This window comes from Paenibacillus sp. Y568 (assembly GCF_059445545.1).
On the sequence record NZ_JCAIUM010000032.1, the window covers coordinates 26,248 to 39,656 of the forward strand.

A 13,409-nucleotide genomic window follows, 5' to 3' on the forward strand; every position below is an offset into this window, starting at 1 on the left:
TTCGGCTACAATATACACCTACTCTTATTTACCGTGGCGCCTATCTAAGGACGACTCTCCGGGGACACCTGCATCATACTGTACTTGAATATCTAAAATTTCATCATCTACCACTCGAAAGGATATAATCTCCGAATAGTAATCAATCTCGGTCAAGAATATTCTCCCATCAATGTGAGAGAAGTTATACGGAACTCCTTTTAAACTTAGGCTATCAAATATGTCATCATAATTAGAACTTGCTAAATCATTTAAATTCTGAACTCTCACTAATTTCGGAGCAATAACACCTGCTCCATCTTGATAGACACTAAGATAATAGTAAGATCCGCACTTTGTAATATCATTCATGCCACTTAGTTCAAATGGCACCTCATACTCTCGAATCAAATCGAAAGATGCGTTATTGTAATTCGCTACGATAATTTTGCCTGCACCAGAAACAAAATAAAGTTCTCCATCAATCAATTGGATTGCTCTAATATAGGAATTATCTACTAAGTATCCTAATCTTATTACTTTTTCCGTAATAACCTCTTGGCCATTATTTTTTAGCACAAATATATGTTGAGACATAGCAGAAATCCCATAAAAAAGTTTGTTCTTATCATCATAGACAATCCTATTAGGACGCTGTCCTATTCGTTCTATAATTTGCGTAATCCTAAAATGATCTCCATCTCTACGAAATACCTTAACCTCATTGTTTTCCGTATCCTCTACCAAATAAACAGAACCATCACTGGCAATAGAATGTGGATCACCAATATTATCTGACATAGTATTCCAATCCTTAATAGGATCGGTTAGATTGTCATTATAAATTACACGATGATGCCAACAGTCCACTATAAAATATTCATGACCGATTTTTTCAATAGTTGTTGGAGTATATAACGTATTTCTCCATTCAAATCTCTCATTTTTTTCTCGATCAGTTATATTCTTTTGATTATCCAACAAGGGACCTTCTCTGGTAGACTTCATATATGCACTGCATACATCGCGTGTATTACCAACCATTTGAACAACGCCATGCTCCAGCCAAACAACCTTAGTGCACATCTCTCGGATCTGCTCAATACTATGAGAAACTAATATAACTGTAGTTCCCCCGCTCATTAGTTCCCTCATTCTTTTAGCACTCTTTTTTTGGAATTGTGCATCTCCTACAGATAAAATCTCATCAACAATTAAAATATCTGGATTCACAAGAGTAGCAATTGAGAAAGCAAGACGCATAATCATACCTGAAGAGAAATTACGAATAGGGGTATCCATAAAATCATGTAATTCTGAAAAGTCTACTATCTCATCATAACGTTCTGTCAAATATTCCTTCGAATATCCTAATACTGCTCCGTTCAAATAAACGTTCTCTTTTGCGGTTAAATCGACGTCAAAACCTGCACCTAATTCTAGCATTGGAGCAATACTTCCCTTAGCTTCAAGTTTGCCTGCTGTTGGGTGTAATATTCCCGAAATAATCTTTAAAAGAGTACTTTTCCCCGCTCCATTGTTGCCGATAATGCCTACAACTTCTCCCTTCTCAATAGAAAAGGAAACACCTTTTAGAGCAACAAACTCTTTATATTCTAGTTTTCCAGCTATCTTTTTCACAAGAAATTCCTTAAGGCTTGAGACACGATCATTTGCCATACGAAATTTCATAGACACATTATCTACTTTTATCAAGATGATACCCCTCTTATAAATAAAGAATGAATTTATTTTGAGTTTTATTAAATACGAATATCCCTAGCAATAGTGAACCTATTGCAAAAACGGCACAAAATACCCACGCCTTAGGGTCAGGAAAACCACCATTTAAAATAATTACACGAATAAACCTTATGAAGTGGTACATTGGATTGAATTTCATTATAGACATTATTGCACTTGGCAGTATACTTTCAGGATAAAAAATAGGTGTCAAATACGTCCAAATTGTCAATCCAATACTATATAAAAACTGTGTGTCTCTAAAAAAGACCATCATTGCAGCAAGCAATAGCGAAATACCACATATAAAAACAAACATGCAACCTATCCCAAAGATCAATGCGATATGATGATAAGTAACTGGCATACCTGTCGCAATAATGACTGTATACAAAGCAATCAAAGAAAACAGAAAGTTTACGCCACACGACAAAACTCGAGAAAAAGGATATATGTATTTCGGCACATATACTTTATTAATTAGTGATGCATTTTGTATAATGCAGGTCATTGACTGTGACGTTGCCTCAGCCATAAAATTAAACATCACTATTCCGCTGAGCAAATACACCGCATAATTAGGTATATCGAATCGGAATAACGTGGAAAATACCATGAATTGCACAATCATTGTTAAGAGTGGGTTTAGAAGGCTCCATAATACACCTAAAACGGATCTTCTATACTTAGTTTTAAAATCCCTTCCCACTAATTGTGATAGGAGAAAACGATATTTCTGAAAATCAATAAATAATTTCCCTAGCATTAATAACCCTCCACAGGTTGTCGGATTTCTTCGAAATACGATTTAAGACCTTTTTGATTTTTATACTTGTTTCAGAGTTCAGTTTCTTACTATTTCTCAAGACAAAATTTCTGTAGTAGATTCTATTATTCTGTGTTGGAAAAATATAATTCTTCGCATCTAATCCCAATTATCTCCTTTTTAAAGTTAAACTTTGATTGACTTAAGAACCCAATTAAATCGTAAGATCATACTACCCGCTTGTTCAATTAGTAGAATAGAATTTTATCCTATGCTAAAATACTACCATATATAACATAAAGGAGATTGAAAACTTTGTCTAAACAAGTATACGGTAAACAGGCCAAAAGGTCGAGTGACGTCGAAAAAATTCCTTTTTTATCATGGATATTATTAGCGTCTATCATTCTATATCTAGCATGGTCGCCATTTCAAGTAGCGTTATTTAATGGACAGGCACTACAATTCGAGCAACCTATATTCTGGGCTTCAGCAATGGCCTGCGTGATTCTCTTGGTATGGATTGCTAACTATTACAAGAGGATTAAATTAGAAGATCAACGAGATTGGATGGCTATTTGGGTATTGCTACTTCCTATTACATATGTACTCTCACTCTTTGGTGCCGCCTCGCATTCATTAGCGATAAATATGGTCATTATTCAGAGTACCTATGCAATCATGTTTATTGTTGGGTTATTCGTATTAAGAGATAAACTAGCGAATAGAATCATTCAGATCGCGATTATGGCTATAGCTTATATCATCGTTGGTTTTGGATTTCTCAATTGGTTCGGGCAGGGTAAATTCGCAGGTACATTAATTGTATGGTTCTCTAATAGCGTACTGAATGGTAAATATACAGATGCGGTCATGACGGACTCAAACGGTCTGCGTTTAACTTCGGTATTTCAATATGCGAATACTTACGCTGCGTTTCTAATGGCTTTCTTATTTGCAGCAGTGTTCTTTCTTATCAAATCACGTAAGTGGTACGGGCAAGCACTACACGGATTTATGTTAGTCCCTATTATCGTATCCATTCTCTTAACGCTCTCACGTGGTGGATTGGTTATGCTTCCTGTCGTATTTGTCCTTCTACTATTATTCTTAAAACCAGCTAAACAGATTCTGTGGGTTGTATATTGTGCCATAGCTGGCGGTGCATCCTTGGTGATATCGAAAACAGTAACGGATCTAGGATTGCAATTAAACACAACTTATGACGGTGGAGAAGCAGCCAAAGGATGGACCTATTTACTTGTCACATCTGTCATTGTTGCATTGCTTGCTTGGGTTATTCAAAAGTTCATCGCTCCTCGTCTAGAACGAAGTCTTGAATCATGGTCTAATCGTACATTGGCTAGCCTATGGATTCCCGTAGGATCCATTGTTGTGGTAGGTTTAATAGCCTTTCTCTTCATCGGAACTAGTGCCCGTAATATTCTCCCTGACAATGTCAGTACTCGTCTTGAGAATATTAACTTTCAACAACACAGTGTGTTAGAACGTATAACTTTTTATAAAGATGCTATCAAGGTTGTTAAAGATTATCCTGTCTTAGGTGCAGGTGGTGGGGCTTGGAGTGTGCTGTATGAAAAATATCAGAATAATCCTTACACAAGCCGACAAGCACACAACTTCTTCCTTCAATATTTGGTAGAGGTCGGCATCCTTGGATTTATGGTATTTATGGCATTCCTGATCTTTATATTCTATAAATATATTCGTGGTTATATCAGAGCGACAGAGGAAGGAAAGGAATCTCATTTCCTATATCTTATTCTAGCGTTATCCATCCTATTGCATAGTATTCTTGACTTTAATATGAGTTATGTATTCATTGGGATTCTCGTATATCTTAGTCTTGGAGGCATGGCCGCTGTTATGGAGAGTAAACCACTACGCATCCAAAAGTTACGCTGGAATAGTACTGGAGCAAGCACTCTTTATAGTTTTGTAGTCGGCATATGTGCTGTTGTGGTGCTCATCACGTCTATCCGATATGTGCAGGCAGCGAATGCTGGACTCACGGCGAAACAAGTAGCACAGACTAGTACCTCCTTCGATGAAATAAAGGCAGCCCTTGAGAAGGACCTTAACATACGTAAGCATAATCCAGATTCGACCATATTACTCTCTTCTCTCTATCAGCAAGTATACACGCAGGATCAGAATGAAGATTTCTATAATTCATCTTACACGCTGATTGTAGAGGCACTTAAAGATGAACCTTACAACAAGCAAATGATTAATCGCTTAATTACGTTATATCAATTAAAAGGAGAACAGGATCAGGCCTTTGAGCTATTAATAAATAATTCAGAGAACTTTAATTGGGATATTGAGTGGTATGAGAAAATAATTGCGCAAGGTTATGAACTTGGTTCGAATGCTCAAAACCAACAAGATACAGCCTCTAGAGATAAATACTTTAATGCAGGTATTGCCGCCTTCGGTAAGGTCCAAGCTGGACTTATACATCTAGCTACCCTACCTGAGGGACAAATGGCTGGGCGTGCATTTGCTAATACACCTGCAATGATACTAAACACAGGTAAGATGCATTACTTACTCAACCAACCAGATCAGGCAGCTGAAACGTTAAAAATAGGATTGCTTGAAGACCTAAGTGATCCAACCAACCGCGAAATTGCACGTTGGTATATTGCATCTATGATGAAGCAAGGTACAACAGATCAAGCCGTGCTTGATCGTCTATTACAGATTGACCCAACGGAGAAAGCACAGATTGATACTTTGGTTCAAATGTCGCTTTAATTGTCATACTAATTCAATAGAAACGGCTCCCATCCTGAGTTCAGGATGGGAGCCGTTTTGTATAATATGAATAGAAGAAGACCAGACTCAACTCTATAAGATCATCATTCTTTTAAATGGATAATTAAATCTATGAATGTTCAATATCATGAATGGTTTGTTTCATATACTGAAGTAAGTTTTCTCTTAATTCTCGATGTTGTAATGCATAATGAATGGTCGTCTCAATGAAGCCCAACTTCTCTCCAACATCATGTCGTTTCCCCTCGAAATGATAAGCAAGTACTCGCTCTAGCTCTCCTAGTCTGGATATAGCATCTGTCAACTGAATTTCACCATTCACACCCTCATGTTGTTCACCGAGTAAATCAAATATACGCGGTGTGAGTATGTATCGACCCAATATGGCCAGGTTAGATGGGGCTATATCTTCTTGGGGTTTCTCTACCCATCGATTAGCCTGGTATACTCGTTCCCCGATGGAGTGTCCATCCACTATTCCATATCGAGAGACCTCATTCCATGGAACAGGTTGCACACCAACAATGGAAGATTGATAATGTTCATACACGTCGATCATTTGCTTTAGACATGGCACTTTTGCTTCTACAATATCATCACCGAGCAAGACAGCAAAAGGTTCATTACCAATAAACTTGCGAGCGCACCAGATCGCATGACCTAAACCCTTCGGTTCTTTTTGACGAATATAGTGGATATCCGCCATTTCTGATGACTTGCGTACTTCACTAAGCAGATCCCACTTTTCCTTTGAATGGAGATTGTGTTCAAGTTCAAACGAATAGTCAAAATGGTCCTCAATCGCTCGTTTACCTTTCCCTGTGACGATAATAATGTCCTCAATGCCAGAAGCTACTGCTTCCTCAACAATATATTGAATTGTAGGTTTATCCACGATCGGGAGCATTTCCTTCGGCATCGCCTTTGTCGCAGGAAGAAACCTTGTTCCTAAGCCTGCTGCCGGAATAATAGCTTTACGGATTTTCATATACTCGAGTCTCCTAGTCTAGCATTATTAATCACTATCATCTGTTGTTTCTAATTCAATAATAGTAACAAAAAACCGAATGATTCGATAGTATAGGACGGTTATTGATCTACAGAATTGTTCCACATGCCATCGGTTGCCTAACAAAGCAATTTAATCGTTCGCCCAATTCGAACTTTCGTCATCATCTTGTAGCTAGCATTGGATAGATGCGTCTGTTCCTTCCTTACATCACAAAAAGGTTGATCTACCCCCATTTAGAGGATCGATCAACCTTTATAGAATACAGACTGTACCTGAATTCCTCCTACTTCACCAACTGCCCCCGCGTTACGCCAAGCTGATTCGTCGCCTTGAGAGACTTCCATACTTGCGTACCGCTGATCTCACCACGAAATGCGCGTTTGTAGAGATTAATTACTTCATGCACTTGTTCTGGCGTCTCTTCAAGGAACTCGATGCGATAGTTCGATACGCCAAGTTCCATGAAGTTGGATAGATACTCGGCACCCGATTGCTCAATCGCATTATAGACGGTATTGCGGCACCCTTCGTCTACACGAACGGGATGAGACATCCCAATTCTGTCTTGTAGTGAAACGCTATGATCTTCGCATGGACGTCCACAGTTCGTGAAGTCTGTTCCTTCACTTAGGAAAGTACAGTATACGCAATGCTCTGTATGGAACATCGGTAAATGTTGATGAATAACAATCTCCATCTTCGATGTGTTAGCCCGTCCTAGCATGTCTACCATCTGCTGAATATTCAGATCATAAGATGGTGTAATAAGATCACATCCAGCTTCGATGAACAGATCAGCTGCCTTACTGTTAGCAATATTCAATGAGAAGTCGCCAATGATCTGTGGATGCTGGGCATCCGGATTCTCTTGACGGTGGCGCAGATAGAAGTACAGCGCCCCTGTGTTACGCACAAGCACAGCATCTGGCTGTAAGCGCAAGATGTTGTTGTGGTAGCCGTTCTCGCCAGGCATGTGAATGCGTGGCGTTGCCAACGCGATCTTCGCGCCAGCGGCACGCACAGCTTCCACTGCTGCCGGGAACTGCTTGATGAACTCGAAGTCGGCGTATATCATGCCTACGCCTGCTTCGAGAGCAGCCTGCACCTGCGGCAGGCTGCGGCACAGCGCGGTGAGCTCCGCTTCACCACGCGCCACCGGCTGCGATGCGCTTCGCGCCGCTTCGCCGTACACCTCAACCGCCCGTTTCACGTATACCGGCGGTTTCGGACGCTCGCCTGCAAGCATCTCCACCGCACGGCGGCGGATGCTATTTAGCTCGCGCATAGGCACAATGACGTCGCCTTGCAGTTCGACGTCCAACTGCTCAAGCTGGAACACGGTACCGCCTAGGCGTCCGAATTGTTCTTCCAGCAGAGCATAGTCCATTGGACGCTTCTGTGCAGCTTCCAATTCCATTTCAGAATCAACTTGTACAGTCGTACCCTTCTGTACGTCTGTCCACCATGTAGTGAGCAATCCACCTACATGACCTACAACCTTCACTTGAACCGGGAATACACGATACGGTTTCTCTGTCTCATACGTCTGACGAAGACGTTTGTCGAGTGCAGGATCATTCGTCTTCCATATACGGTCTCCGACATTTAATCTTTGTAGATCAACATCGTTTCGTCCGGCTATGATATCAATAATCCAACCTTCGCCAGCTTCACCTTCGATCTTCACACCTTTGCGGCGGATATCGTAGACGCGTCCGCCTTCTTCCTTCTTCGTAGGGTCCCCAGCGTCGAATACAATCCCGTCTCCACGCTTCAACGGTGCATCGATCTTGCAGACTACACCATCGCGTAAGATTTGATCCACACGTCCAAGATACACTCCGCGGCTCTTCGGATACGTTCCTTCCACTAGCTTCTTATTGTTCGTTCCGTCTAAGAAACCATGAGTAAGTCCACGCGAGAAACTTTGCGCAAGCTCACGTATTTCTTCCTTGCTTGGTGGTGTAGAATCGCCTTCGAAATAACGATCAATCGCTTTACGATATTTACTAACCACATTGGCCACATATTCAGGACTCTTTAGGCGCCCTTCAATTTTAAAAGAAGTCACACCCGCTTCGATCAATTCCGGCATGATATCAATAGCAGCTAAATCCTTAGGGGATAACAAGTAAGCAATATCGCCCATCGGTTTCTGAACCCCATCGACCATCAAGTCATATGGCAAGCGGCATGCTTGTGCACATTCCCCACGATTCGCCGAACGTCCTCCCCACATTTCTGAAGTTAGACATTGTCCCGAATAAGAGACACAAAGTGCTCCGTGAACAAATACTTCCATGGGTAGTTTCGCCTGTTCACCGATCTTCTTGATTTGCTTCAAGTTGTTCTCGCGACCTAATACAACACGTTCCATATTCCAAGGTTTCGTAAATTCAACAGCTTCAGGCGATGTAATCGTCATCTGCGTCGATCCGTGGATCGGGAAATCCGGTGATATCTCACGAATCATCTTCACGAGTCCTAAATCTTGTACGATGACAGCATCCACACCTGCATCCACACACACATCAATGAGCTCTTTCGCATCAGACAACTCATTCTCGAACACTAGAATATTAAATGTCAGAAATCCCTTAACCCCATAACTATGAAGAAACGCCATAATCTCTGGTAGCTCATCCATACGGAAATTATTAGCGCGTGCACGTGCATTAAACTTTTCCACACCGAAAAAGATAGCATCTGCACCATTCGCTACAGCCGATCTCATACAATCCCAATCACCTGCAGGCGCCAGTAACTCAACGTCTCCTCTTTGTAATCCTTGTTTACTCATGTAATCTATATCCTCCCGAACTAGCACCATGGCTAGTGAACTTCTTAGTATATATTTCTAATCCATTACGAAATGGATCTTTAGACACCATGTAGGAACAACTTATCATTACGTCTTTAACTTATCTATTGTATCAAATATCACACGAACCTTCTACCTTTCCCAATCATTTCAACTTCTTATAGCAAACAAATCCAGTAATACCGCCATTTTATTTCAAAAAAAAGAACAGCCCTCAGGCTGCTCCTTCCAAAATGATTAATTTAACTTCGTGAATACAAAAGATTTCAGTGCCTTCTCCAGTGCATCTTTCTGCAACTGTGTGGCATTCGCATCGTTTAATGATGTGGAGACGGTATACATGATGTCTTTGTTACTAAATAAAATCTGGGTTCCCTCATAAGGAATACCATCTTTCAGTTGATGGAACTTAAAGATCGTTGCATTCACTCCCGCAAAGGTCGTGTTATCAATACTATGAACGATTAGCTCATTAGACTTTCGAGATGCCTCCGTATAATAAGCCTTTAACTGACTCACTGACTCTTCAACCGAAGTGTCATACTCTGCTGTAATCATGAATCGTCCACCCATGAATTGATACTGAATCGGAGAACTCTCGAAACGATCCTGAATGGGTGTCCAGAACTGTGGAACATTCACTTTAAACAAGTAGGACTTTGAGGATTTAGTAGTAACCTTGGATTTATCAATCAAATTCGTATCTTCTTCCATTCTTCCGAAAGTTTCAGATACAACCTCGTACTCAATCGTAATAGAGTCCATGATTGCTTTGAATTGAGCTAAATCCGCCTTCTGGTCATTGGCTACTGAATACTCTACATAGTAACGGAATCCCTCTTTTTCAACCATGACTTGATATTCTGTTATCCATCCATCACCATAATTGTATTGAACTTCGTTCACGAGGCCATCACTATCTGAGATGACGATTGGGTACGTGTCCACAATCTTATAAGAATCTTTAACGAAAGACTCTCCCAACCATTTCTTCATCTGCTCACTCCATAATGCAAGACTTGAATCTTTAGGAGCTGATGAGACAGCGAGTTTAAGATAACTTCCATTCTCGTCTTCATAATACATGTTCTCATTGTCCATATCCCATCCAGCAGGAACATCTACGGAAATACCATAGTCTTCATTGTAGACGTTACGCTTTCCATCAACCACACTGGATAAGTCTTTTATGTTCTTGTCCTGCTTATTGAAATTCGTAGTGAATGAATTTAATAGTGCTGAATATTTACTCACATCTTTATAATTCATAGCATTTAAATCAGCAAAATATATTTCATATAATACTTCATTAGCGTAATACGCACGATTTTCCCAGATTGTCCCATCTGAGTCCTTTGTAACAATACGCGAATACGGAATGGATGCCCTCGGGAATGATTCACGATCCAATACGAGTTCACCCACATCTTTAGCATCTTGCACTAATCGTTGTAGAATGTCCTCTGTTTGAAGATCTACCTCTTGTTCATTCGCATGAACTTCGATGTAATATGCCCCCTCTGCATCGTTAAACGTGGCAATACTCTCATAATTTCCATTTTGCCCGATGACAAGACCTGATGGGTAATTCATTGTCCAATTATAGTAACTGTTTCCGATCTTCGTCTTTCCCACATCACTATCCATACTAGTATCCTCTACGTTAGCCTTATCTTCTGTGGATATTAATGTGATCACACTCTCCCCAGTAGTTCCTGAGCTAACCTTAGCCCCTATCCCTTGAGCGACCAAACGTAGTGGGACCATTAATGTGTTTAACTTCATAGTAGGTGCTGCATCAAGCTTTACCTTTTTACCATCTACCCATGCTAGATGACTATCTATTACCATGGTTAACGTATGAGCTCCATATGTTACCTTCACTTGATTAGATTTCTCAAGACGAACCTGGCTTCCGAATGCCTTTTTGAACACACCTAACGGAACCATGGTCGTCGAATGATCTATGTACGGTTTAGCAATAGCCACTTGTTGTCCATTAATGACTGCAATCGTACTTCCTACCTTAACCCTCAATTCTAACTTTTCCCCGCTAGCTGCAAATACCGACACCGCCGCTGTAAGAAACATGGATAAGCATAAAATAATAGACACGCTCTGTCGAAATAGACTTCTTTTCAATGCCATACCATTTCTCATTCCGAATATCATAGCTCGTAATCCCCACTTTCTACATCAGCGATCAGACCTTGTTGGGTCAATACTAACTTGCGAATAACAATATCGCCGTCACTCTGCATTAACAGTTTCACGGTCTGGCCAGGTAAATATGCCTTAAATAATTCGTTAATATCTACTACGGAAGTAACTGAAATCCCATTAATGCTATAAAGTACATCATCCTCATGAATCCCAGCCTTCTCAGCCTCGGAAGATAGAACTTTAGTAACCGTTAAAGGATCATCCGTAGGAAGACCTACAATGGCAGACCAACTTTCCTCTAATGCGACACCTAGACTTGGGCGTTTTACTTCGCCATACTTCATCAATTGATTAATGACATATTGAACAGTATCCGATGGAATGGAGAATCCCATATTCTCAACGCCGACTGCTGAGAATTTCATTGTATTAATACCCAGTACTTCACCCTTCATGTTCACTAGTGGTCCACCACTGTTCCCAGGATTAATGGCCGTATCACTTTGGATCAAGCGGTATGATGCACTAACTCCTCGATTCAGGCCACTCACAACCCCTACCGTTGCAGAATTACGTAATGTGAAAGAGACAGGCGTACCAATAGCGATGACCTTCTCCCCTACTTCTGTATTTTGAATCGATTTGGCGAATTTAGCCGGGGTTAGAGAACTCGCATTTATTTTTACAAGTGCGATATCGCTTATTTCATCTGTATATACTTCTTTTATTTTATAAGTTTTCCCATCTGTGGTAACGACCGTCGCATTCTTTAACCCGTCAACCACATGAGCATTCGTCACAATCCAACCATTGGAGCGAATAATTACACCTGTTCCATGTACTAGATTATACCGGTCTGAATTACTATCCAGTTGACTAACTTCACCCTTACCAATAATCCCTACTACGGATGGTGATACATTCTTCACAATTTGCGGAACCAAATCTGTACTAACCGTATTGACTGCTTTAGAGGCACTTACCTTAGTCTGTTGTTGTGCCTGAGCAGTGTCCATACCACTCATTAATATAAGGCTACATAACAACACAATCGCGCTGTACTTTCCCAATCTTTTCATCGTCTCTCCTCACCCTAATCCTCTCAGTTATTTACTCTCTTTATCTTCCACGAAGTTATCTCTAAGATGCTCTATTAATCTATTTTATTTAAGGATTAGCCCAAATGTATTATACTATTTTATCCCATACAATTCATGGAATATTTATATGATGATGTAAGATTGAAATATATAAGTCAAGATATGGGTCAACCCCACGATCTTTGATAATAAAATAAGACCCCTCTACCTGCATCTGCAGTAAGGCGTCTTATCATCCTTGCTCTCTATTATAAGTATTGACTTAACCAATAATCCATCCTTTTACCATCGCATAATCAGAGTAAAGGAAGACCAATAAACTAACTACGCTGAAACCGATAGCAAATAGATTCTTTTTAGGTTGTGTTACTAAACGCACGACCCCGATTAAGATAAGTAATGTGAATATAATCATAAAAATATCAAACACATGGAATCTGGATACAGTCTCAGCAGCTTCTGCCAACAGCATACATTTGTACCTCCTCAATGAATCGTTACGGGAATTTTTACCTATATTTATATGTTATCCTGCCGAACTATCTTATGCAAGCCCCGATTCCAAAAAAAATCAAATTTGTCATGAAATATTCTCCAAGTAGGGGGATTTCATCTTATTTATATGATTTTATTCATTGAATTCAATGAATTGATTGAATTGATTGAATTCATTAAATTCATCTTTGGAATCTATTCTTCTATCTTCATTTTGAGGGTGCGGAGCTTATGCTATGGTTTCTGTACCTGTAGGGATTCATCGGGACTGAATTCATTTAACTGGATAAATTCCCGTTAAATCACATCTGTATCCCATTATATCTCTGATTAACAGGAAAATATGCCCTTAATTCAACCCGATATCCCCAATTTCCCTGATAAGGATCACTTTAGATGGAATAATGGACCACCGTCAAGAAAGTAGACACTCCGTTAAGAAATTTATTATGCATTCTTCTTCTTTTGAAAGAGCGCAGCAAAGCGAACCGGCGATAAATAACCAAGTTTACTGTGGATTCGTTTACG

The 13,409-nt window shown here is 40.1% G+C and carries 8 protein-coding genes; 1 reads left to right on the forward strand and 7 read right to left on the reverse strand.

All coding sequences use genetic code 11. The features are described 5' to 3' along the window. Positions 1-24: 24 nt before the first annotated feature. Positions 25-1,695: an ATP-binding cassette domain-containing protein gene (locus AC1D7X_RS25240; RefSeq protein ID WP_495458720.1), complete on the reverse strand. Its 1,671-nt coding sequence runs from the start codon at positions 1,693-1,695 to the stop codon at positions 25-27. Between the two features lie 13 nt (positions 1,696-1,708). Further along, the gene (locus tag AC1D7X_RS25245; RefSeq protein ID WP_495458721.1) at positions 1,709-2,488 is read right to left on the reverse strand and encodes an ABC transporter permease; all 780 of its coding nucleotides are present in this window, start codon (positions 2,486-2,488) and stop codon (positions 1,709-1,711) included. 315 nt (positions 2,489-2,803) lie between these two features. On the opposite strand from AC1D7X_RS25245, the gene AC1D7X_RS25250 reads away from it, so the two are divergent. Further along, on the forward strand, positions 2,804-5,269 hold the full coding sequence (locus AC1D7X_RS25250) for an O-antigen ligase family protein (RefSeq protein WP_495476378.1): 2,466 nt from the start codon (positions 2,804-2,806) through the stop codon (positions 5,267-5,269). Positions 5,270-5,399: 130 nt separating this feature from the next. On the opposite strand, the gene galU is transcribed toward AC1D7X_RS25250, so the two are convergent. The 5 genes from galU to AC1D7X_RS25275 form a co-directional block, all read right to left on the reverse strand. Further along, positions 5,400-6,278: a UTP--glucose-1-phosphate uridylyltransferase GalU gene (galU, locus tag AC1D7X_RS25255; protein WP_495458723.1), complete on the reverse strand. Its 879-nt coding sequence runs from the start codon at positions 6,276-6,278 to the stop codon at positions 5,400-5,402. Between the two features lie 307 nt (positions 6,279-6,585). After that, positions 6,586-9,102 (reverse strand): U32 family peptidase, encoded by a 2,517-nt coding sequence (locus AC1D7X_RS25260; protein ID WP_495458724.1) that lies wholly within the window; start codon positions 9,100-9,102, stop codon positions 6,586-6,588. Positions 9,103-9,360: 258 nt separating this feature from the next. Next, the gene (locus tag AC1D7X_RS25265) at positions 9,361-11,295 is read right to left on the reverse strand and encodes a copper amine oxidase N-terminal domain-containing protein (RefSeq protein ID WP_495458725.1); all 1,935 of its coding nucleotides are present in this window, start codon (positions 11,293-11,295) and stop codon (positions 9,361-9,363) included. Beyond that, complete coding sequence (locus AC1D7X_RS25270; RefSeq protein WP_495476379.1) at positions 11,292-12,365, reverse strand: S1C family serine protease; 1,074 nt, start codon at positions 12,363-12,365, stop codon at positions 11,292-11,294. Before AC1D7X_RS25270 ends, AC1D7X_RS25265 begins: the two co-directional genes overlap by 4 nt. Before the next feature lie 283 nt (positions 12,366-12,648). Then, complete coding sequence (locus AC1D7X_RS25275) at positions 12,649-12,858, reverse strand: DUF2759 family protein (protein WP_495458727.1); 210 nt, start codon at positions 12,856-12,858, stop codon at positions 12,649-12,651. Between the last annotated feature and the right edge of the window lie 551 nt (positions 12,859-13,409).

Coding starts and splice junctions, on each gene's coding strand:
- AC1D7X_RS25270 (WP_495476379.1), bottom strand. CDS start 12,365: ATGAAAAGATTGGGAAAGTACAGCGCGATTGTGTTGTTATGTAGCCTT.
- AC1D7X_RS25245 (WP_495458721.1), bottom strand. CDS start 2,488: ATGCTAGGGAAATTATTTATTGATTTTCAGAAATATCGTTTTCTCCTA.
- galU (WP_495458723.1), bottom strand. CDS start 6,278: ATGAAAATCCGTAAAGCTATTATTCCGGCAGCAGGCTTAGGAACAAGG.
- AC1D7X_RS25275 (WP_495458727.1), bottom strand. CDS start 12,858: ATGCTGTTGGCAGAAGCTGCTGAGACTGTATCCAGATTCCATGTGTTT.
- AC1D7X_RS25265 (WP_495458725.1), bottom strand. CDS start 11,295: ATGATATTCGGAATGAGAAATGGTATGGCATTGAAAAGAAGTCTATTT.
- AC1D7X_RS25260 (WP_495458724.1), bottom strand. CDS start 9,102: ATGAGTAAACAAGGATTACAAAGAGGAGACGTTGAGTTACTGGCGCCT.